Source organism: Thermoactinomyces mirandus (assembly GCF_013868055.1).
GTDB lineage: Bacteria > Bacillota > Bacilli > Thermoactinomycetales > Thermoactinomycetaceae > Thermoactinomyces > Thermoactinomyces mirandus.
Map to the genome: position 1 here is coordinate 86,071 of NZ_JACEOL010000009.1, position 22,459 is coordinate 108,529.

Annotated in this window: 24 protein-coding genes and 1 pseudogene; 10 read left to right on the forward strand and 15 right to left on the reverse strand. The window is 44.6% G+C overall.

From position 1 onward, the window contains the following. Positions 1-3: 3 nt before the first annotated feature. The 3 genes from H2C83_RS03425 to H2C83_RS03435 all read right to left on the reverse strand — a co-directional run bounded on the left by H2C83_RS03425 (position 4) and on the right by H2C83_RS03435 (position 2,853). Positions 4-1,332, reverse strand: coding sequence for a glycoside-pentoside-hexuronide (GPH):cation symporter (locus H2C83_RS03425; RefSeq protein WP_181737774.1), 1,329 nt, complete (start codon positions 1,330-1,332; stop codon positions 4-6). Positions 1,333-1,449: 117 nt separating this feature from the next. After that, entirely contained in the window at positions 1,450-2,454 is a 1,005-nt protein-coding gene (locus tag H2C83_RS03430; protein ID WP_181737776.1) for an AraC family transcriptional regulator, read from the reverse strand. 114 nt (positions 2,455-2,568) lie between these two features. Continuing rightward, a complete protein-coding gene (locus tag H2C83_RS03435) occupies positions 2,569-2,853 on the reverse strand; it encodes a molybdopterin-binding protein (RefSeq protein WP_220183977.1) in 285 nt (94 codons plus the stop codon). 124 nt (positions 2,854-2,977) lie between these two features. Here H2C83_RS03435 and H2C83_RS03440 point away from each other — a divergent pair, with 124 nt between their 5' ends. Continuing rightward, positions 2,978-3,352, forward strand: a complete 375-nt coding sequence (locus H2C83_RS03440) for an Imm6 family immunity protein (protein ID WP_181737778.1) — start codon at positions 2,978-2,980, stop codon at positions 3,350-3,352. 313 nt (positions 3,353-3,665) lie between these two features. After that, complete coding sequence (locus H2C83_RS03445; RefSeq protein WP_181737780.1) at positions 3,666-3,956, forward strand: hypothetical protein; 291 nt, start codon at positions 3,666-3,668, stop codon at positions 3,954-3,956. Between the two features lie 645 nt (positions 3,957-4,601). Here H2C83_RS03445 and lpdD read toward each other — a convergent pair. From lpdD to H2C83_RS03465, 4 genes are all read right to left on the reverse strand, one after another. After that, complete coding sequence (gene lpdD, locus H2C83_RS03450; RefSeq protein WP_181737782.1) at positions 4,602-5,027, reverse strand: prenylated flavin chaperone LpdD; 426 nt, start codon at positions 5,025-5,027, stop codon at positions 4,602-4,604. Between the two features lie 541 nt (positions 5,028-5,568). Next, positions 5,569-7,026 carry an FMN-binding glutamate synthase family protein gene (locus H2C83_RS03455; RefSeq protein ID WP_181737784.1) on the reverse strand — a complete coding sequence of 486 codons (1,458 nt, stop codon included), beginning with the start codon at positions 7,024-7,026 and terminating at the stop codon, positions 5,569-5,571. Continuing rightward, a complete protein-coding gene (locus H2C83_RS03460; RefSeq protein WP_181737786.1) occupies positions 7,010-7,303 on the reverse strand; it encodes a hypothetical protein in 294 nt (97 codons plus the stop codon). Before H2C83_RS03460 ends, H2C83_RS03455 begins: the two co-directional genes overlap by 17 nt. Before the next feature lie 374 nt (positions 7,304-7,677). Next, positions 7,678-7,857, reverse strand: coding sequence for a hypothetical protein (locus tag H2C83_RS03465; protein ID WP_181737788.1), 180 nt, complete (start codon positions 7,855-7,857; stop codon positions 7,678-7,680). A 69-nt stretch (positions 7,858-7,926) separates the two neighbouring features. Between H2C83_RS03465 and H2C83_RS03470 the strand changes: the two genes are divergently transcribed. The 7 genes and pseudogenes from H2C83_RS03470 (at position 7,927) to H2C83_RS03500 (ending at position 15,312) form a co-directional block, all read left to right on the forward strand. Next, positions 7,927-9,453 (forward strand): recombinase family protein, encoded by a 1,527-nt coding sequence (locus H2C83_RS03470; RefSeq protein WP_181737790.1) that lies wholly within the window; start codon positions 7,927-7,929, stop codon positions 9,451-9,453. Positions 9,454-9,938: 485 nt separating this feature from the next. Then, positions 9,939-10,286, forward strand: a pseudogene (locus tag H2C83_RS03475) (manganese catalase family protein); the annotation flags it as partial. A 585-nt stretch (positions 10,287-10,871) separates the two neighbouring features. After that, complete coding sequence (locus H2C83_RS03480; RefSeq protein ID WP_246333729.1) at positions 10,872-11,492, forward strand: response regulator transcription factor; 621 nt, start codon at positions 10,872-10,874, stop codon at positions 11,490-11,492. A gap of 17 nt (positions 11,493-11,509) precedes the next feature. Next, a complete protein-coding gene (locus H2C83_RS03485; protein ID WP_246333710.1) occupies positions 11,510-12,829 on the forward strand; it encodes a HAMP domain-containing sensor histidine kinase in 1,320 nt (439 codons plus the stop codon). Between the two features lie 138 nt (positions 12,830-12,967). Next, complete coding sequence (locus tag H2C83_RS03490) at positions 12,968-13,882, forward strand: ABC transporter ATP-binding protein (RefSeq protein ID WP_181737794.1); 915 nt, start codon at positions 12,968-12,970, stop codon at positions 13,880-13,882. Continuing rightward, complete coding sequence (locus H2C83_RS03495; protein ID WP_181737797.1) at positions 13,882-14,592, forward strand: ABC transporter permease; 711 nt, start codon at positions 13,882-13,884, stop codon at positions 14,590-14,592. The genes H2C83_RS03490 and H2C83_RS03495 overlap by 1 nt, the downstream gene beginning before the upstream one ends. After that, a complete protein-coding gene (locus H2C83_RS03500) occupies positions 14,593-15,312 on the forward strand; it encodes an ABC transporter permease (RefSeq protein ID WP_181737799.1) in 720 nt (239 codons plus the stop codon). 146 nt (positions 15,313-15,458) lie between these two features. Here the strand turns inward: H2C83_RS03500 and H2C83_RS03505 are convergent, their stop codons facing one another. Then, on the reverse strand, positions 15,459-15,710 hold the full coding sequence (locus H2C83_RS03505) for a hypothetical protein (protein ID WP_181737801.1): 252 nt from the start codon (positions 15,708-15,710) through the stop codon (positions 15,459-15,461). 260 nt (positions 15,711-15,970) lie between these two features. On the opposite strand from H2C83_RS03505, the gene H2C83_RS03510 reads away from it, so the two are divergent. Continuing rightward, positions 15,971-16,108, forward strand: coding sequence for a hypothetical protein (locus H2C83_RS03510; protein WP_181737803.1), 138 nt, complete (start codon positions 15,971-15,973; stop codon positions 16,106-16,108). On the opposite strand, the gene H2C83_RS17290 is transcribed toward H2C83_RS03510, so the two are convergent. From H2C83_RS17290 to H2C83_RS03540, 7 genes are all read right to left on the reverse strand, one after another. After that, positions 16,101-16,247 (reverse strand): hypothetical protein, encoded by a 147-nt coding sequence (locus H2C83_RS17290; RefSeq protein WP_220183980.1) that lies wholly within the window; start codon positions 16,245-16,247, stop codon positions 16,101-16,103. The two genes, H2C83_RS03510 and H2C83_RS17290, sit on opposite strands and share 8 nt — an antisense overlap. A gap of 201 nt (positions 16,248-16,448) precedes the next feature. Next, complete coding sequence (locus H2C83_RS03515) at positions 16,449-17,267, reverse strand: alpha/beta fold hydrolase (protein ID WP_181737805.1); 819 nt, start codon at positions 17,265-17,267, stop codon at positions 16,449-16,451. Between the two features lie 114 nt (positions 17,268-17,381). Beyond that, positions 17,382-18,173 (reverse strand): 2-keto-4-pentenoate hydratase, encoded by a 792-nt coding sequence (locus H2C83_RS03520; RefSeq protein ID WP_181737807.1) that lies wholly within the window; start codon positions 18,171-18,173, stop codon positions 17,382-17,384. Positions 18,174-18,184: 11 nt separating this feature from the next. After that, complete coding sequence (gene dmpG, locus H2C83_RS03525) at positions 18,185-19,210, reverse strand: 4-hydroxy-2-oxovalerate aldolase (RefSeq protein ID WP_181737809.1); 1,026 nt, start codon at positions 19,208-19,210, stop codon at positions 18,185-18,187. A gap of 21 nt (positions 19,211-19,231) precedes the next feature. Then, on the reverse strand, positions 19,232-20,110 hold the full coding sequence (locus tag H2C83_RS03530; protein ID WP_181737811.1) for an acetaldehyde dehydrogenase (acetylating): 879 nt from the start codon (positions 20,108-20,110) through the stop codon (positions 19,232-19,234). 29 nt (positions 20,111-20,139) lie between these two features. After that, entirely contained in the window at positions 20,140-20,937 is a 798-nt protein-coding gene (locus H2C83_RS03535) for a 2-keto-4-pentenoate hydratase (protein WP_246333711.1), read from the reverse strand. 16 nt (positions 20,938-20,953) lie between these two features. Continuing rightward, entirely contained in the window at positions 20,954-22,435 is a 1,482-nt protein-coding gene (locus tag H2C83_RS03540; RefSeq protein WP_181737813.1) for an aldehyde dehydrogenase, read from the reverse strand. Between the last annotated feature and the right edge of the window lie 24 nt (positions 22,436-22,459).

Here is a 22,459-nt window from a genome sequence, read left to right on the forward strand (position 1 = left end):
AAATTATATGCGTCTGTCAATTTCCGCGCGGATATCCGGATAAATTTTATCTAAATTATAGAAACTCATAGTAATGATTGAAAGAACAACAAGTACTGCCGGAATGATCAGGTAACCCAACTTAATTGCAAACAAAACATTTTCAGTCTGATCCACATTTGGTATATAATGGCTCCAGTCAAGCAAAAGACCGAACAAGGCACTGGTAACAGCCATGGTTACTTTTCCAAGAAATCCGTTTATTGCAGATAATATTCCTGCAGCATTGATCCCTGTTTTCCACTCACCATAGTCAACAGGGTCTGCCTGCATTGAAAAATAAATACTTTGGCGGGTACCATAACCAATTGCTGCAATTACTGCCCCAACAATGATCCAGGATATGCTCAAGCCAGCAAACAGTATAATTAAAATGCCTGTAAGGTTAACAACACTTGCGATCATGAATACAGTACGCTTTAACATTTTTTTCGCAATAAATGGCGTTAAAAAAGTTCCTGCCAATGGAACAAAAGAAGCAATACCAGCAATAACGCTAACAAGATCAGGACGACCAAGATTGTATGTGAAATAATAAATAAGCGCAGCTTGTTGAATAAAATACGATCCCCACATAAATAAAATATTCAATGCAAAAATATAATAGGGCTTGTTTCCTTTTAAAGCAGAAAAAGCTTGTCTTACAGTTACTTTTTCAACCTGTATCTTTACCTTCTCTTCAACATTTTTAAAAGTAAAAAAGAATAGCAGACAGGCAATAACACTGAAAATAACCATCGTCCAGAAAAATCCGTCTGCTTGCGAACCGCCTCCAAGCAGTCGTACCAACGGCATGGTGAAAACACCGACTACTGTTGCTCCAACAAATGAAAAAATAATACGGACCGTTGCCAGGATCGTTCGTTCTTGAGGATCCCTAGTCAAGCTTGGCAAAATCGAGGCAAGTGGAATATTAACCATTGTATAAGCCATTGAGAGACCCATATAAGTCATATATGCATATATTAACTTTGCTGCCGGACCAACATCAGGCACATAAAATGCAAGTATCCCCAAAAGTGCAAATGGGATGGCTCCCCATAAAAAATACGGACGGGATTTTCCCCATTTTGTGTTGGTTTTATCAATTATAATCCCCATAATAATATCTGTTACGCCATCCAGAATCCTGGTCAATAAAAATAACAAACTGACTTGAACGGCTGCCAGGCCAACGACGTCCGTATAATAAAACATTAAGTAAAGCGTAATCATTTGCCAAACCAGATTACATGAAAGATCTGCAACACCGTAACCAATCCGCTGACGCCAGACATTGGCCATTGAACTCATGCTGTTTCCCCCAGTTGATGCTAGTATTTATATTTATTAAAGCGCTTGCTTAGTCCTTATACAATAACCGGATTACAGTTAAAAAGTGTTCTTTTTACAGGGGAAAGCAAATATATCTTATGACAATTGATACAAATCTTTTCCATTTTTACGAAATTGGTTTGGTGTACAGCCAAAATGCTGTTTAAATTTTCGATAAAAAAAACTGCTGCTTTCATACCCAATTTCATAAGCAATATCATTAATGCTTTTATTTGTATTTTTTAATAGTGCAGAAGCATGGACCATCCTTTGCATTTGCACAAGTTTCGAAAATGTTTTGCCCGTACATTCTTTTAACATATTGCCAAGATAGTTGGGGTTGAAATTGAACTCTCTGGCAAGAGCTGTAAGACTGCAATCTTTGTAATGCTGCTCAATATATTGTAGCAGCTCTATAATATTGGTCTTTTCAGACGTATGTGCAAGCTCGAAATTCTTGTCAAACTTGTAAACACGCATCAACTCTGTAAACATGACAGGCATATAAAATTGAATCATCTTTATGGAATAATCCTGTTCGTCAAAAAACTCACACATCATATTTTTGATAATGTACTGTAAATTTTTATTGTCCTGTGAATGAAACAAAATATAATGATCATGTCTCTGATTTCGGGATATAGCATTTGCCAAAAAATTGGACACAATGCCTTCATTGCCAAGTTGCCCTAAAAAAGCAGCAGAAAGCGTCTTTTTTTTCATGATAATATTAACCAGAATATCATTTTTGCCTAACGCCGGTATGCTGTGTGGTACGTCTAGATCCAATATGCATACCTCCCCCTGATTCAATATAAGTTCCTTTCCATTAATAAACTGTTTGCAAGTCCCCGAGTATACATAGTTCATTTCAATAAAAGAGTGCATATGCAGGGGCATATCTGCAAACCGGTGATGCTTGTTGATAAAAATGGGCCCCTTGTCAAAAAAATAATCTTCTTGCATTCTTGGAATTTGGCTTTCGTCTTCGATGAGCAGTTCATTTCCATCAAAGTCACTAATATTCTGACCTGTTTTAATTTGGATTTTCTCGATGGGGTCAAGTTGTCTCAAGTATTCATCAAGTTGTTGATGATTCAATTTGGTACACCTCCCTGTTTATTTGGAAGACTTTATCCTTATCTTTATTTTAGGCCCTAATGTCTGTAAACGTTACCGGAGTAGTTTAATGAGAAAACTAAAAAAGCTTTTTCTTTATGGGAGGATACGGACCAGCCCGTAAAACCCTATAAAAGGTTTCTCCTGATCCCGGCTACCGCTCTGCCTCTGGCATGGACCTTGGGTGACCTTGCAGCTTTCCCGGCGCATGGTTCCATGCAGTCCCGGCACTTCCCGCTCAATGACATCTTTTGTTGCCTCAGGGGTGATATCACATGGTGAAAATCTAATGCCGCCTGTAGTTAAATGCAGCAACACTCCATGTTGACCAACCATTTTCCGCATCGTCTGCGCCAGTATTTCCCTGTCATCGGACAACACCCGGTAATCAGGATTGGAGCAAAAGAAGAAATTGGTGTTTGAACCCAGGCAAGCAAAAAGGTTACAGGTAGATTATTTTTTATTTTAAAAAATGGTATTGATGAATAAAGGGGAACAAAATTAAATGGAATGGTATATGAATATCAATGAAGAGGCTCGAGTAGCATATTTATTGGTTTTAACAGAAAAAATTATTGATAAAGTAACTGAAGGTTACAATGAAGCAACAAAAACGATAGACATGTGTTGGAAATGGGTTGAAGAGAAGAAATATGATGGCGGTGATCTTTACATTGTATTTGACAATGAAGATGATGGTGGAGTATCCATGTTTTATATAGTTGATGATGAAATGATAGACGCTTTTACGCAAGAAATGTCAAAAGTAAACGGGTATCAGCAAGAATGGGTAGAATATTTAAAACAGTATCTCCTTGAAAATTATCCAGCAGATAAAAATAAAAAGATCAAGAGAGAGGAAATCATTGATTTAATTTAAATTAATGAAAAGGCCTGAGGAAAATTAAAAATTTAGGCTTTTTTTATTAATGGAGCTTTCCAGTATGACAAACGAGGAATTGAAACACATATAATGAAGAGGCTTATTCACAACATCAAGGAATATAAGTTATTTGGAAAGACGGAAAAATCCCTCTCCCATGTAGGTTATCTTACAAATCTTTTTCTAATTCATCCAAGTCCCCCAATAGTATTGATTGGTTAATCCTTGCTCCATCAGTTCCTATTTTTTAGGTTTTCGCCCTAACTCTTTCAGTGCTTTTCCCAATTTATACGGCATTAGTATTACTCCAATGTCTGAAAGTGAAGAGTGTAATTATGATGTAAAAAGATTGCTGAGAGAAATTCAATTAGAACTCAAACTTGAACAATTGTTTGATCTTATTAATGGTAGCGGGTATATGGATAAAATGGACAAACTGGATCGTATAGTGTTTGATCTAATTATTCCCTTCTTTTCCGAGTGTTTTGATAAAGCAAGTCGTCGACCATCCCATATTCAATATTATATAAGAACTGAAGCAAATGATGTATTCAATTTGCAAAATAAAACATGGGTGAAAATTGAGGATCAGTACGAATAGTCAAAGCTTTGGTTTTACGCGTGAAATCAAAATCGCTACTGAGGAAAATATGCCACAACTGGATGGTTGTTGATAATTTGTCGTCGACCTCCAGTAGAGGAGTAATCCCTGGGGATCGACAACACGGAATATTCTGATAAATATTCTTAAAATCCGCATCATAACTGGATTTTTTGTTTTTCAGCTTAAAAATGAATTAGTTAAGAGGAAAATGGGTCATTTCTAGAATGGCTTAAAAGCGGCAATTTTCCTCTTTCCAACGTTCCTGCAACCACTGTTTTAAAAGAGGTTTTGCTGCAGCCAAGTAGTCATCCAATTCTCCACTTTTCACCAGTTCATCAACACCAATTGCTTCTGAAAAATCACATGATCTTCCATTCTTTACAAACCGGTCGAGCCTAGTACGGGCATCGGTGCGAAGTCACCCAGACTCGAATAGCCGTACAGCGCCTCCAGCCTCAGTCCGTCATCCAGCGGGCGGCCAATTTAGCAAATTTTTACCGTATCGAATAATAAAAAGCACTGACTTATTGCCAAGTGTTAATCTTTTTCCAGACTATAACTGGCGATGAGCCTGCCTTGTTTATGTTCAATTGCAGAAAATGGATTACCATCCGCCTGTACAGCGGTTATTGGAAAGTCTTTTTATTCAAATTTTCTCTGATTATTGGAATGAGCTTTTGTTTTCCATTCTCCGAAAACATCTTGCACCAACTTTTTACATACTTTCTTGCAATTTGTAATCAAAGCATTTATCTCTTCCTGACTTGCGTTGTCTATATGGATTCCAACAGAAACACTGACATTGCATTTCAATTCTGTTGCCAAATACCTGGCCGCCCATCTTGCCACTTCATCATCCCTGTGTCCAGGTGCGCAGATTACACTGACAGTTGCTTTATTCCCGGGAAGTTTATCCTTGCCCGTATTGGCATGTCCAAGCGCTGTTGATCCAATATGATAGTGAGTTCCCCCACATATAATAACACTGTAATCCATACCACAGGCAAAAGCTTTCAGCTCAATCCGGTCTCTGCTTTTTTGTCCAATAATAATATGATATTCTTTCATAAAAATCTGTCCCTCAAATTTTGTTTTCACATTCCCTGGATGAATCCCACTTTTTTCAACACCGGAAACATCCGCTACTCAATAGTTCTCCTCTTACTGATGATCCCACTGTCATCTTTTCAATTGTTATTGACAAGCCAGCCTGGTACCATAATATCCACAATTTTGCCTCCGCGACAAGATGTAACATGTACATTTTGCAACCTGTCGGGCATGGGACATTCATCATTTATCTCAATGATACACGTCTCTGCGGGAATTCCCGCCTACCAGGCCAAATGCAAGATTGCATACGATGAGTTAGCGCTTTTACCCTAATAAGGAATACCCTCTTTTGCAACTCCGGTGTAGTCAGAAAGGGGAAACCATGCTTAAATAAAAAACCCTTGTTGCATCTCGCCAAACAACAAGGATTAAATATCGTTAAAAATTCGCCAGGAAATTGTGTTTGATGAGAGCCTGATCAACCCTCCCGAACTCGCAGGACTTCTCAGAAAAAAAGAAACGGCTGGTATTTTATAATCATCACTCAAGGCAACTCTTATATCGACTGTCCTTTTCCATTTAATGAATCCATGGCTCCCACATCGGCGCCCGCTCCCTCTGCTCCCGGTTGATAACCGGCAAACATTGGCTGTGTCTCTTCGAAAAAACGGGACTGGTTTTCGGGGGAAACATAACCCAGCTGAATCCCGGTCGCCTTGGCAATAAAAGGATCCATGGTGCATAAATCGGATTTGGATAAATCGGTCAAGGCGGTTTTACCCAAGGAGAAGGCAACCAATTCCATTTCACGCACACAAGCGTTCAAATAGCGAACCAAATTTTTGGCTGCCTGGTCCACATCCAATTGATCAGTCATTTTTCCGGTGTACACAACCAGGTCAGTGGGAGGTTCAAAAGGGACGGCTTTTACCATTTGTTCGCTCACCAACGCCATCAGGGCCGCGGTGCCGATATAAACACAGTCGGCGCCCAGAGCGATCGCTTTCAGCATTTGCCCGGGAGTAACCAATCCCCCGGTGGCGATCAGGCTGATATCCCGGATGACCCTTTTTCGCGCCAAGAACTCCGATGCCCGTGTGATGGCGAACAGGGTGGGCAAGCCGACATCATCCTGCAAAGTGGGTGCTCCCCCATGCGTACCCCCTTCGGCTCCGTCCAGCGTGACAAAGTCGACTTCCGCTTCGACGGCAATTTGTAATTCCTTTTCCAAATGATGTGTGGCGGCGATTTTCAGGCCGACGGGAACCCCGGTTTCATCTCGCAACCGCCTGACCAAACGGATGAAATCTTCTCTGGAATTGACTCCGGGCAACCGGGAATGGATCAACGCGTCTTCCCCCTCGCGCAAGCCAAAAACCTCCCTGAAGTCCTCTCCGATGTTATGGGCCGCAGTCCGCTGCGGAGCCGATCCCTGGGCTCCCTGGCCCAGTTGGATCTCAATCGCATCCAGTTGTTTGTATTTCTCCGGATCATTCATCCACCCACCGCGGTTATACTGACCAATAAACAGGCTGGCTGCTTGCCGCTCCTCTTTCAAAAGTCCCGCCTCACCGGAGTTGGTTGCCGTGCCGACCGCGCTGGCTGCTTTGGCCAGGGCGATTTTCGCGCTTTTGCTTAACGCGCCCCCAAATGACATGGCTGCGATTATAATGGGAATCGAAACGGTCATCGGCTTTTTCGCGCGGTGCCCGATCGTAATGGAAGTGGAGATTCCGACGTTTTCAGGAGTGGGAAAACGGAAGAGATGGACGGGATTAAACAGGAGTTTTTCCCAAGGCGACAAATGAACGGGACTTCCCAAGGGACGGGAAACCGGGGTTCCCAGATGGGCCCTCATGGCGATTTCCATCAGGTTGGTAACGCCTACTTTTTTAGTGGCAGGGACCATTTCAAACAGGTTTTCGATATACTGGTCCTTAATGAACCGCGTAATCGTCTGATCCAATGTTTCGTTGATTACGGAACGAATCCATTTCTCAATGAATTTCAGCACGGTTGGCACTCTCCCCAAGCTCGCCACGATCGATGGCATTTTTGATGCCTTCCACCTTTTGTGCCATCGCCGAACACATTTGTTTGATGGAACCAAGCTGGCGGGCTGCATTTTGCTCTTCAACCGCAATGTCGACCAACTCCCGATGGCCAAAGTTGGTGAGTTTGTTGTAATGTTCACGTTCAATGGAGGACAAGGTTCCAGCCATTGTTTCGATCCGGTTCAGCTCAGAATGGATGTAGGACAATGTATGTTTCAAATCTTTCACGTTTTCCATATGTTAGCACCTTCCTTGGGTGTGGTTGGTTCCTCCGACGGAAACGGACTGGTCGGATGTGTTCTATTATGCTATTTATCGCATGTTTTTATGCGTAATCTGTGTGCATTGCAGATGCTTGCCTATTAAATTTTTTGTTGCCGGGGATAAAAACCGGAAAAGACATGGTCGTTTCATTTAGCTTGTGATGTCCGATAAAGTGAGAAAAACCAAGGAAATTCATATCCGCCAGGTTTAACCGTCATATTCCGGATAATGTTGTGCATTTACATATCATATGTTTCCTGTTATTTTTCCAGATATTCCATGAAAGTGCCTCAGAACAGGCCGCGCCTGGAATGATCATAATGAACACAAACCGACAGCCCTGGAAGTCAAAGTGTTTCTTGTTTGCGATCATCATTTACTCCTGACCAGATCAACTCAATTACACGAACAACCTCTGCCAATCGCTCCTGCCTTTCTTCATCCGTCTGCTCTGCTGCCACGATATGAATCGTGGTATTGCCAATCCGGTAAGTTTTGTCAAAGCCGGTTTCCCTCACCCTGATCACCTCTGTAAATCGTATGCAGAAATTACTGAGGGACGGGCATATAAATATTTACTGTGAGGGGGAGATGGCATGGACAGAGTTTGCATGTATCTTCGCAAGAGCCGTGCGGATCTGGAAGCTGAAGCCCGTGGTGAAGGGGAAACACTGGCCAAACATAAAAAAGCCTTGTTACAGGTCGCTAAACATCAAGGACTGAACATTGTAAAAATCCGCCAGGAAATTGTATCCGGTGAGAGCCTGATCAACCGTCCTGAAATGATGGAACTTCTCAGAGAAGTGGAAAACGGCTGCTATGATGCCGTTCTCGTCATGGATATGGATCGGCTGGGGCGCGGTAATATGCGCGAGCAAGGAATTATTCTGGAAACCTTCCAAAAATCAAGGACAAAAATCATTACCCCCCGCAAAGTTTATGATCTTCAGGATGAATTTGATGAAGAGTACAGTGAATTTGAAGCGTTTATGGCCCGAAAAGAGTTGAAAATCATTACACGCCGGCTACAGAGCGGCCGGATCCGCTCTGTCCAGGACGGGAACTATGTAGGCACCAGACCGCCGTATGGATATCAGATAAAAGAGGATGCCACCGGACGCTATCTTGTCCAGGACCCGGACCAGGCCCCCATTGTGAAACAGATTTTTCACTGGTATACCGAAGAGAGAATAGGAACCCGTCTTATTGCCAACCGGCTTAATGAAATGGGTATCCCTTCTTACAACAAGACAAAATGGAATGCAAACGGTGTTCTCAGCATAATTAAAAATTCGGTTTACGTCGGGAGAATACAGTGGAGGAAAACAGAAAGAAGAAAAGCACCGGATCACAAGGGACAAAAATACAAAACACGGCCTGTAACCGAATGGATCGACGTGGAAGGAAAACATGAACCGATTGTCTCCGTTGATACTTTTAATAAAGCCCAGGAAATCAGGACCAATAGAAGAAATTCCCCTTATCGTTATGTATTCAGGAATCCTTTGGCCGGCCTGATTATTTGCGATCAATGCGGCGGTACCATGCTTTTGAAGTATTCGCGGTATAAAGTGGCCCATCTCATTTGTGATAATAAAAAAAGAGGCGGCGGATGCAAAAACAAGAGCAGCCGGCTCGATTATGTTGAATCACGTCTGTTGGATGCTTTGCATGATTGGCTGAAGGACTACAAGATTAAATTGAATTTGAATGATGAAACAACAAACGACCAAACAAAGGTTTATGAACTGGCAATCCAGAACCTGGAACAGCAAGAAAAAAACCTTCTGACCCAAAAAAGCAACTTGCATGACTTGCTTGAACAAGGCGTATATGATGTGCAGACATACATGGAACGATCCAACAACATCGGCAAACGGTTAGAAGAAGTCCGCGAAAAAATCGAAGAAAACAAAAAGAAACTGGGCCTGGAAACAGCAAGGGAAAATGCCAGGCGGAATGTCATTCCAAAAATAAATCATATTCTGGATACATATCATCATATTGATGACCCGAAACAAAAAAACATCCTGCTAAAAAGTGTCGTCGATCATTGCCTGTATCACAAGGAAAAGTACCAAAAAAACGATGAGTTCACATTAATTGTTTATCCCAAACTTTAGGTATTTATAATACAGTGGATTTGATTCAAAAAGAAACCTGTATTAATACTTAGACCCACGAAACTTATCCCTTTACATATACGGATTGCCGACAATAATCGCATGTAATTCCGTGAATATAAGGTTCAACCACATATTTTTTGCCGCAAACTTTGCAAGTTATCTCTATAACGGGATAACTTGCTCTTTTTCGGAATGTACGCCTCGCCAGGATAAAAAAAAGAAAAGCGATGGGAATCCCGATAATTGTAACCATACAAACAAATCCAAGAAATATATGTAGCCAGGCTTTATACTTTAATTTTTCTCTTATGGGTTGTCGGTCAAAAGGCGTGGAACCTCCTCCTCCACCGCCACCATCACACATATCTCATCCCTCCCACACCATTTTAATAAAAAAAGTGAACAAATCATACTGTTTTTCTTATCAAAACTTCTGCCCTCCTAAATCATAAGCATTTTTTAAAGGTATCCATAGTGCACACGTAAATAAATTGACAAAAGATGCTACTCCTGAGGAAATGAAAGAGGCGGGACTCGGCTGCCACTATGCCGATCATGACAAGGCCCTGTTCTACCATAACGCGGCCGGAGTACCATTTACCGCAACATACTTTCAGGCAAAGGGCGACCCCATCGCCGATCTGTACGAAGACATTGCCGCTGAAGAAAAAGCGCGTGCCACCTACCAGTGGCTGATCAACATGTCTGACGATCCCGATATCAATGACGCATTGAAATTCCTGCGTGAACGCGAAGTGGTTCATTCCCAGCGCTTCCGCGAAGCTGTAGAAATGCTGAAAGAGTATCAGGATCAGAAAAAATATTTTTGAAGATATCACGGTCTCTTTTGTAGTGAGGCTGTTGGCTGTTGGTCAGCAGCCTTGCTTGCCTGTGTTTCTCCCTCCTTTTTCCCCTTTCCCTTTATTCAAGACAAAAAACAAAAATAACAGGCTTGATCCGTCACATGGGTCAAAATATATATTAGTTAAGTTATTTGAATCTGCCAGATCAATTGAAACCCTGCCCAGGAAGCAAAACTCATTTATTTAACTCAAAATTGATTCATTAGATATACAGGAATATAGTAATGTCGAAGCGGAAAATATAAATGCGCCTTAAGCAGATTTTCCGAAAAAAGAACATGCAAACAAAAACCACAAGGGTGAATTGGTGAGCAACTGGGGGTAAAACCGCAAAGTTTTTCTAACCGGGTCAAGGCTGCAGATCTGCCGGATGTGAGGGTAGATGATCTGTAGCAAAGAATGAGAACACTGGAATTCCGATTCTGCCAGCAAGAGATTCCAACCGTTCTTCAAGATTCAAGTTGCTGGCTTGACCTGATTTCTTTGCACAAAAAAGGAGGAACAATTGTGAAGAAACTGCTGTACATAGAAGATGACGCCGAGATTGGCAAAATGGTAAAGGAGGATCTGGAACAGCGCGGTTATCTGGTTCACTGGCTGCCGTCCGGAGAAGGGGCGTTAGCAGCGGTTCATGATTCGGATTTGGTTATTTTGGATGTGATGCTGCCAGGGCTGGACGGGTTTACAGTAGGACAGAGATTGAAAAAGGAAATGCCGGATGTCCCGATTCTGCTGTTGTCGGCGCGGACAGCTGTGGATGACAAGGTAATGGGACTGCAATTTGCCGATGATTATGTGACCAAGCCTTTCCATCCGGATGAACTGGCAGCCCGAATCCAGGTACTGTTGCGAAGAAAAAATACGGAATCCGGTGAGCTGCAAATTGGTCACCTGACCGTCAGGATGAATGAAAAAAGGGTACTGAACCGGTCCGGGAAAGAGATCATTCTAACAGGTAAGCAACACCAGATCTTCATGTATTTGCTAAAACATCCCAACCAGATTTTAACCAAGGAGCAGATTTACGAAGCTGTATGGGGTGAACCTTACATTGAAGGGGACAAGACGTTAATGGTGCACATCCGCCATTTGAGGGAAAAGATTGAAGAAGATCCCGGCAATCCAAAAATCATTGAAACGATCCGCGGGATCGGTTACCGGGTGAAACAATGAAAAAATTCCGCAATTCTTTGTTAAAACAGTATCTGTTGATTATTTTTATCGCTACCATGATTCTCCCTTTGAGCATTCCTTTGCTATCAGCTTCTTTTTACAGACTTGAAGAACCGGAAATCCGATCGGAGCTCCCATCAAGCAGTTCCAGCATCGAGAAAACATGGAAGGAAGCGGCAAAAAACCTGACTGGTGCTTCCGACGGGCAAATTCGGGACAAGTTATTGGAATTTAAGAATCTGTATCCTGAAGCGACGATGTTCCGCGTTGATGAGACGGGAACAACAAGAGACAAAATTCCTTCTTCAATCCCGGTGCCCACTGTCTGGACCGCTTCTTCGGTCATCCAATTTATCCAGGAAAATCGCGGATATCAGGCTGATCCTTTTACGGTGGTTTCATTAATTGGTGAAAATCCCGGCGAGGGATTTATGGTTTTGCAAATACCACGCTCCGAATTGAAGTCAAATGACTGGTTTAACAAATACGGCTATTGGTTGTTAACCGGGACCTTTCTGGTACTGATTCTGTTCATTGTGGCTTCCAGTCTTTTCTTTTATAATATCCGAAAACGGCTTGTCCATCTTCAACAGGCAATGGAGATGTCCGGCGATGACGGAATCCCTTCGAGCCTTGCAGTAAAAAAAGACGATGAAATTGGCCGGTTGGTAAAATCGTTCAATCGGATGGTCAAGGAATTGAAATTAGGGAAAGAACGGGAAAGGAAAGAAGAAAAACTGCGCAAAGAACTTGTGGCCAACATCTCTCATGATTTGCGAACTCCCCTTACGGCAATCCGCGGCCATGCCTATAGCCTGAAAAAAGAGGCGCTGAGTAAAAGCGGCCAGGAATCGTTAAATATCATCGATGAAAAAACAGATTACATCGGGCAACTGATTGACAATTTGCTTTCCTATTCTCTATTGACAGGCGGAAAGTATCCCTGCCAGCCGGAAAAAACGGATATGCTTCGCCTGCTGCGCACTTCTGTTGCGACATGGTATCCAGTCTTTGAGGAGCACCAGTTTGAGATTGTGCTTGATTTTCCTGAGAAATCTTTCACCTGGGAAGTCGATCCGCAATGGATGAACCGGATTTTGGATAACCTGTTTCAAAACATTGTCCGCCATGCCAGAGATGGAAAATTTGTTGCCCTCCGCGTTGTAAATGAGTCGATCATCATCGAGGATCATGGTCCGGGAATGACCGGAGTTTCCATGCAGAAAGGAGCGGGCGTCGGACTTTCTATTGTATCGCTGATGGTGAAGGAAATGGGCTTGAACTGGGAAGTGGAAACCGGCGGGCATGGGACGAAAAACATCATCAGAAAGGAATAGCAGAAAAACAGCCCTGAACCGGGGTTGTTTTTTTTTACGCATTTAAACCAGATTTAAACTTTTTCTTCCCTCTCTTTAACCTTTCCGGCAACTTTATTTTAACCTGCGGAAGGTAAGATAGTTGGCGAGGTGAGAAAAATGAGCCAAACTATTATCGAAACAAATCATTTGACAAAGCAATTTGGTTCCAGGATCGCAGTGAATAATCTGGATATACAAGTAACCCAGGGAGAAGTGTATGGGTTTCTCGGTCCCAATGGCGCCGGAAAAACCACGACAATCCGGATGCTGCTTGGACTTTCCCGACCCACCAGAGGATCCATCCATATCTTTGGCAAGGATATTAAGAAAGAAAAGCTTTCCGTTTTGAAAAAAGTTGGATCACTGGTGGAAAATCCGTCGTATTACGGGCATTTGACAGCAGTTGAAAATCTGGAGGCCATCCGGATTCTGCTGAACGCCCCCAAATCGAGAATCGAAGAAGTTCTGTCCATGGTTCGCCTTGACAAAGATGCCAACCGTCCGGTTAAAAAATTTTCGCTCGGGATGAAACAGCGGCTCGGAATCGCTGCCGCTTTATTGGGCAAACCGAAATTATTGATTCTGGACGAACCGACCAATGGTCTGGATCCATCCGGAATCATCGAAATTCGTGAACTAATCAAAAGCATGCCAAAAGAACATGGTGTCACTATCGTCGTTTCCAGCCATTTATTGTCGGAGATCGACCAGATGGCCACACAAGTTGGCATTATCTCCAACGGGACCATGATCTTTCAGGATTCGATTACAGCATTGAGGAAACGGGCGAAAAGCAGGATCCGGCTCACTGTAAGCGAAGCAGAGTCAGCTCGGAAAAAATTGTTGTCCCTTGGATATCCAGCCAGTTTCTCGGATAACCGGATCTATATTGAGAACAGATCTGACCAGAAAGTGGCAGAAATAGTTCGGCAACTGGTACATGAACATTATTCCGTCTACCGGGTGGAAGAAGAGAGAAAATCACTGGAAGAGATTTTCCTCCGACTGATAAATGGAAAGGGGAATCAGTAATGCTCCAGGTGATGGCTTCGGAATTCCTGAAAATCAGGCGAAAAATGATTCTCTTCCTCATCTTTCTCGGTCCACTTGGGGTGATTGTCCTGGAGGCAATCAATTTTGGAGTGAGATACGATTACCTCACCGATCTCTACCGTAACGATTTATGGAAAGGGCTGATGGGGGAAGTTTCCATGCTATTCACCCCTTCGTTGATGCTTGGGCTTACGATAATCACCTCGATGATTGCCAATATTGAACATGAAACAGATGCCTGGAAACAATTGTTTGCCCTGCCCGTAACAAGAACTGAAGTCTTTCTCGGCAAATGGTTTCTGGCAACGATTTTGCTCTTTGTCTTCTGTGCACTATTGGCAGGCGGAACCATTGTACTCGGAACTTTTTTGAACTATGGACCCGACATCCCGTATCTCTATCTGTTGAAAAAATCATTCTTCCCGTATTTTGCGGCTATGCCATTCCTTGCTCTACAAATCTGGCTTTCTATTGCATGGAAAAACCAGGCGATTCCTCTCACAGTCGGAATTATGGGGACGATTTTATCGATGTATTCCTTCGAGTTTCCTGATTGGCTGCCGTGGAAATGGCCTTATTTAGAAAACAGCTGGGGAGAGCCACTTTATTTCGTCTGGGCTGGCCTGCTGACAGGAACAATCCTGTTAGTCACAGCTCTCATCGACTTTAACCGAAAGGATGTGAAATAGATGGGGAGAATATTTCGTGCTGAATTCCTGAAATTGCGGAAGTCATCGATCTGGCTGCTCATTTTTGTCAGCCCTGCTCTGGCTGCATTGATCGGGTTGTTAAAAGCGCCTGAGCAGGAACAATGGATTCTTATGCTGATTACCATGACTTCTACTCATGCCGTTTTATTTTTGCCGCTTTTGACCGGGGTTTTTTCTGCATTTGTTTGCCGATTTGAGCATACAGGTGGCGGATGGAAACAGCTGCTGTCGCTACCGATTCCAAGAGCGAGTGTTTATGGAGTCAAATACCTGATCGTCCTCCTGTTGATTGCCGCCACCCAAATCCTGTTCTTATGTTCTCTTTTGCTGGTCGGCTGGATGGAAGGATACCCTTCTGACATCCCCTGGAAGGCCATTTTTACAAGCATAACGGGCGGATGGATTGCCTGTATGCCGCTGGCTGCATTGCAAATGCTTGTGTCCGTGGCCTGGTCCAGCTTTGCTGCTCCTCTGGCACTGAATGTCATCTTGACCTTGCCCAATATACTGGTTGTCAACTCGAAAGATTTCGGGCCTTACTATCCATGGGCACAGCCATTTTTGGCAATGATGCCCAGTTCCAACAATGATTTCGGTGCACTCAATGTTTCGCTGGAAACCCTTTTTGTTGTTATTCTCGGCAGTCTGCTTCTGTTTTTGCTTTCCGGGTTAATCTACTTTACCAGAAAAGAATTCTGAGCAATCCATCCTGACCTTCATACAAAAAAAGCCAGGCATCCATTGGCCCCAGCCCTTTTCCAGCCGTCGTACCGGCTGTTGAAATAATCAATTGAGTTATGTCATTTCTTTTTATTATTTATAAGGATGAACATAAATTATCCATGTTAACTCTTCGAATCAGCCATGCATGGATTCTCCTCTTCCCGGCCTTTTTTGGGGCCGCTTTTTCTTTTTCGGATCTGTTCATCTTCTTTGCAACTGTGTCTGTGCTTCATGTATGGAAGAAATAATATGTATTTGGCCTTCCCGTTACAAAAATAACACGAGCTTCTTGTTGTATCCGGCAATATTTCGACATGGGGCGTATCCATGATTTTCAAACCGTCGACCATATGTTTGGGACAAATCTTAACCATGTCAAACCCCTCCTTCAGTGAGCAAATATGGATATTAAAAAATTGAAAGCAATACAAAAATCGATAGCGATTCTCAATAGGAATCAAACGAAAAACATATGTGTAGGACAAAAGCCCTCCGGTCACTTCCTGCAAAACCGATCCTGTCAACACTGCCGGTTCCAAATCCCAAACAAGCCGACTAATCCTCTTCTTGTCGCTTTCAAATAAAACTATATCATTAATTAAGGCAATGATTAAGCATGGAAAGCGCTTTAAAAATGAACAACTGGCCAACAGACTTCAATGAAGCATTCACCAAGCACCAGAAAAGGGGGAAAATGGTGAAAAAAGGAGGGATTGAAATTCCCTGGGGAACTTTTATGGTAATGATGAGACCGGTTTGGCGAGTTAAATAAACAGAAGAAGCAAGCCTGTGGCTTGCAGATCAATCGAATCCACATTGAATTGGAAACAGCCTTTTCTTGCCCGATCATCCCGCAACGGAACATGTCTGGAAACTGCTCTTTCTTTTCTGCATTCTGTGATCCTCTTCATATCTGCCTTATGTCTGATATATGGAAGAAACAACAGGTATTTGGCCTTCCCATCGCAAAAACAGCACATGTTCTTGTTGTATCCGGCAATATTTCGACATGGGGGAGATCTAGCATTTTCAAACCATCAATCATATGCTCCCGACAAACCTTGACCATTTCAAAACACCCCTCTTTTCAGGCTAACTTTATAGATTGCCTGCTATCGGTTTAAAAAACTGACAACAAGATCCGTGAACGCGCCTGTTTTTTCTATTTGCGTCCAGTGGCCGCACCGGGGGAAAACATGCAATTCGGCATTGGGCAACAGTTGGGCCATTTTCCAGCTGGTTTCGTTTAAAGGAATCACGCGGTCTTCCCTGCCATGCACCAGCAAAACCGGAGCCGAAATGGTTCTTAACGATGCATCGCTCAAGGCCATGGCATCCACGTGTCTTTGACGGGGAACCGGGAACATTTGCGAAAAGGCTTCCTGATACCCTTCCTGGATGCTTGCCTGGTAGCGCATTTTGACCAGATCTTCATTTTCGGCAGTCGACCCGTCATAAACAAAGATTTTAATCAGGTTTTTCATATTTTCATAGCTGGGAGTATAACCCCATACCTTGTCCAATTCCCTGGTGATGGGAAATCGGCATCCCACACTTCCCATCAGGATCAATTTATGAACCAGATCAGGACGCTGGTACGCGAGATGAAGCGCCAGGGCTCCTCCCATGGAATTGCCGATGATGGACACTTTCTCCAGTTTCAGTGCCTCGATAAATGAAATCATATGCTGAACCCATGCATCGACTGAATAGTGAATCCCTTTGGGCCTTTGTGTATCACCAAATCCCACTACATCGGGAGCATATAAATGAAAGTGTTGGGACAGGATCGGAAAAACCGGTTTCCAGTTGGCCCAGGCGGTAACTCCGGGTCCGGAACCATGAATGAGAAGAAGCGTCTCACCCTCTCCGGCTTCATGATAATGAGTAAGTATTCCGTCTGCTTCAATAAATTTCCCCTGTTCTACCATGCAACATCCTCCATCAGTTTATTTGTCTATGTGACTTGCAGCCTGTTTTTACAAAGGACAGCCCGGAAAAGGAAACATGCCATTTACCGGGTGTCCGTCATTCCTTGCCTAAGTCTATTCGGTCAGGATAAAACTGACTTCACCGATCTGATCCAGTTTGGCGGTGACACAGTCCTCAGCATTCAGCAAAATGGCTTCTGTGATGCCGCCGGTTAAAATGATCTGGCCGGCTTTTGCTTTTTCTCCCTTCCGGCCAAGCATATTGGCCAGCATGGCAACAGAACGGGCAGGGTGCCCCAGAACGGCTGCCCCTGCGCCCAGGGCTTTCAGCTCACCGTTGATAAAAAGGGTGGCACCAACCAGGTCCAGATCGATCTGATCCGGCTTGACGAGGCGGTTTCCAAATACCACCCGGGAGGAAGAGGCATTGTCGGCAACGACGTCGGGCAAGGTGAATTGAAAGTTTTCATATCGGCTGTCAATGATTTCAAGCGACGGAACAACGTATTCCGTCGCCGCCAGAACGTCCTTTTCAGTGATTCCCGGGCCTTTCAGATCGCGGTTCAGAACAAAAGCAATCTCCACTTCCACTTTGGGATGAATCAATTCCCTGAGTGAAAGTTTGTCTCCATTCTCCACGACCATATAATCAAAAATGTATCCATAAACCGGTTCATCCACATTCATCTGTTTCATTTTTGCCTGGCTTGTCAGTCCCATTTTGGGACCAATGATCCGGTAACCTTTATCCAGCTTGGACTTGACCAGTTCTTCCTGGATTTTATATCCTTCTTCGATTGACAGGTCGGGATGTTCCAAAGTAATCCGCTTGACTTCAACCTTTTCCTGTTCCGCCCGTTCCAGATAATTGGCGATAGACAGATAGTTCCGTTCCTTTACTTCCATCGTTTTCCTCCTTATCGAGCCGCTTTTGTTCCGGCTTTGGCAATTTCTGCGGCAACATCCACAATCATGTCTTCCTGTCCGCCGACCAGTTTGCGTTTTCCCAGTTCAAGCAGAATATCGCGGGAATCAATCTGGAATTTTTCGGCTGCCTGTTTGGCATGCAACAGGAAGCTGGAGTAAACACCGGTATAACCGAGGATCATGGCGTCCCGCGTAATTTCCTGCGGGTGGCCCAGGATCGGAGCGACTGTCTCTTCGGCCAAATCCATCATATTATACATGTCAATGCCGGTATTGATCCCCAGGCGGTCAAGAACGGCCACAAGCACTTCCGTTTGGGTATTGCCGGCTCCCGCGCCAAAGCAACGCACACTTCCGTCAACGCGGGTGGCCCCTTCTTCGATGGCAGCCAGTGTATTGGCCATGGCAAGTGACAGGTTGTTATGTCCATGGAAACCTATTTCCACATCCAGATTCTCTTTCAGCGCGCGAATTTTTCCCCTTACCTGATGCGGCAGCATAGCTCCGGCCGAATCAGTCACATAGATGATATCCGCTCCGTAACTTTCCATCAGTTTGGCCTGCTCGACCAGTTTCTCCACGGGTGCCATATGCGCCATCATTAAGAAGCCAACCGTCTCCATACCCAATTCCTTGGCCATGTAAATATGCTGGGCCGAAACATCCGCCTCTGTGACATGAGTCGCGACACGGACCATTTTTGCCCCCCGTTTGGCCGCTTCTTTCAATTCATTGACCGTTCCGATGCCGGGCAAAAGAAGCACAGACACTTTGGCCTGCCGGCAAACCGATCCCGCCGCCTCGATCAGTTCCATTTCGTCCGTCAGGGAAAACCCGTATTGCAGGGAAGAGCCAGCCAACCCGTCTCCGTGGCTCACTTCGATATAGGGAACATTTGCTTCATCCAGGGCCCTGGCAACCTGGACCACATGGTCGACGGTAAATTGGTGCCTGATGGCGTGGCTGCCGTCCCGCAGCGCTACTTCCGTAATATAAACGTCCCGTTTGGCGCTCATTCTGCTCTCTCCTTTGGATTCCTAAATCACTTTTTTCTTGATCTGATGTCTGGCAAACTCTTCTGCAACTTTGACGCCGGCAGCCGTCATGATGTCCAGATTGCCGGAATATTTTGGCAGGTAATCCCCTGCACCTTCCACTTCAAGAAATATCGTAACCTTGTTGCCGTCAAAAATGGGCTCCGTTTTCAGACGATAACCCGGGACATACGATTGTACGGTTTTTTCCATTTTCAGAATGGATTCAGTCATTTTTCTTTCATCCACTGATTCAACCAGGCAGTAGACCGCATTTCGCATCAGGATCGGCGGTTCCGCAGGATTCAGGATAATGATCGCCTTTCCTTTTTTGGCTCCCCCGATCTGTTCAATTCCACGCGCGGTTGTTTGTGTAAATTCATCAATGTTGGCCCGTGTTCCCGGTCCGGCGCTCACGCTGGAAATGGTGGCCACAATTTCCGCATACTTCACGGGACTTATCCTGCTTACGGCATGCACCATCGGAATTGTTGCCTGCCCTCCGCAGGTGATCAGATTGATGTTGGGAACATCCAGATGCTTTTCCATATTGACCGGTGGAACCACCAGATCTCCGATTGCCGCTGGAGTCATATCGATCACTTTTTTTCCCGCTTCTTTCAGAAGTTGGGCATGGCCGAAGTGGGCTCTTGCGGAAGTGGCATCAAAGACGATATCCGCCATTTCGGGGCGTTTAAGGAAACCGTCAATTCCGCTGTCAATGGCTTCGTATCCAAATTCCCTGGCCACTTGCAACCCTTCCGATTCCGGATCGATCCCGATCACGGCTGTCAACTCCAAAACAGAGGAGCGCCGCAGTTTCATCATCAAATCCGTTCCGATATTTCCTGAACCCAGGATTGCTACTTTCACTTTTGACATCCGAATCCCCTCCTTTATGTGACGATGGTTTATTCGTGTACAAACCTGACACTGACATTGCCCAAATGAGCGAGTCTGGCTTCAAAACGGTCTCCTGGTTCAGCGTCAACCGCTGCAGACAGAGCACCGGAAAGAATTACTTCCCCGGCTTTGAGAGAAATCCCGAATTCATACAGTTTGTTGGCCAGCCAGGCAACGCATACGGCAGGATTTCCCAGGGCCGCTGCCCCGACGCCGGTGTCCATCATTTCCCCGTTCTTGTAAAGGACCATGCCGATTTGCGCAAGATCCACCGAATCAATTTTTACCGGTTTTTCTCCCAGGACATACAGACCGGAAGAAGCATTGTCCGCAATGGTATCCGGCAATTTGATCTGCCAGTTTGACACGCGACTGTCGACAATTTCAAGTGCCGGCAAAATATAATCCGTCGCCAAAAGCACATCCATCGCATTGACACGCGGACCGGTCAATTCCTTTTTGAGCACAAAGGCAATTTCCGCTTCCACTTTCGGCTGGAGGACACGCTTAAAAGAAACCTGTCCTCCGTTTTTCACCACCATGTCATCCAAAAGATGTCCATAATCGGGCTGGTCAACTCCCAGCAATTGCTGCATGGCCAGTGAAGTGAGGCCGATTTTCTTTCCGGTAACGCGGGCGCCCGCCTTTATCTTGCGCCCGATAGTCACAAGCTGAACTTGATAGGCCTGTTCAATGGTGAGTTCCGGTTCCAGTTCAGTTAACGGCTGAACGCCTTTTCCTGTTTTTTCGGCTTTCGCCAGATGATCAGCCAGTTTTGTTGCCAGATTGGACGTTGCCGGTTTCAAGACGTTATCCCCTTTCTTAAAGTTTGATACAGATGTTTTTCAGTTCCGTATAAAATTCAAAACTGTGCATGCCGCCTTCACGACCGATTCCGCTTTGTTTCATGCCTCCAAACGGCGTGCGCAGATCACGCAGGAACCAGGTGTTTACCCAGATGATTCCGGCTTCGATTTGCCCGGCAACGCGATGGGCCCGGCGCAAATCGTTGGTCCAGATGGTGGCGCTCAAGCCATAATGGGTGTCGTTGGCACGCTCAATCACTTCGTCTTCCGTATCAAACGGAAGCACCGTCACCACCGGTCCGAAAATCTCTTCCCTGACAACCCGACAATTTTGATTGAGGCCGACAATAATAGTGGGCTCCAGATAATAACCTTTCTCCAGTCCTTCCGGTCTCTTGCCGCCGGTCAGGATTTGGCCGCCTTCTTCCCTGGCCAGTTGAATGTAGCTGTTCACCCGTTCATAATGTTCCTCCGTGACCAAAGCTCCCACATTGGTCAAAGGATCAAACGGATTTCCCACTTTCAATGTTTTTGTTTTTTCAACGAATTTTTGCAAAAATTCGTCATAAACAAGACGCTCTACATAGATGCGGGAACCGCACAGACATACTTCCCCCTGATTGATAAAACTGGATTTCAGGGTTGTTTCAATCACTTCGTCCAAATCGGAATCGGCAAAAATGATGTTCGGATTTTTTCCTCCCAATTCATAAGAAAGCTTTTTCAGGGTTTGGGAAGCCGCTCTCATGATTACTTTTCCGGTAGTAGTTTCTCCCGTAAACGAAATCGCATCTACATCCGGATGTTCCGACAGGGCCGAACCGGCAGAATCGGGTCCAAAACCGTGCACAATATTGACAACCCCATCGGGAACACCGGCTTCTTTGCAAATTTCCCCAAGCAGGGTTGCCGTCAGCGGAGTGGACTCAGCCGGCTTGATGACTGCCGTATTTCCTCCGGCAAGGCAGGGAGCCAGTTTCCAGGTTAACAACAGTAGAGGAAGATTCCATGGATTGATCAATCCGATCACCCCGACGGGGCGACGAACGGAATAATTGATGGCCACATCATCCATTTCAAAAGCTTCTGTTCCCAATGAACGGATATAGTCTGCAAAGAAATGGAAGTTATAGGCAGCGCGGGGGATGTCAATTTTTTTGGACAGCCATAGGGGCTTGCCGGTATCAACCGATTCCAGATAAGCCAATTCTTCTTGCTTTTCCAAAATGATATCGCCAATTCTGCGAATAACTGCCGCCCGGTCATGGGCCGTCATTTTTTTCCACGAGCCGTTTAATGCCTTTCTGGCTGCCGTAACCGCCAGATCAATCTCTTCTTTTTTTCCCTCGGCGACCAAACCGATCACTTCTTCGGTGGCCGGATTAATATTCCGGAAAGTTGTTCCGCTTTGTGACGGCTGGTACTTTCCGTCAATATAGTGCAGGCAATCATACCGGTTGCCAGTTTTTTGCCGGATTGCATCAAATGTCAGTTGCATTCTGATCTCTCCTTTTTCTATCAA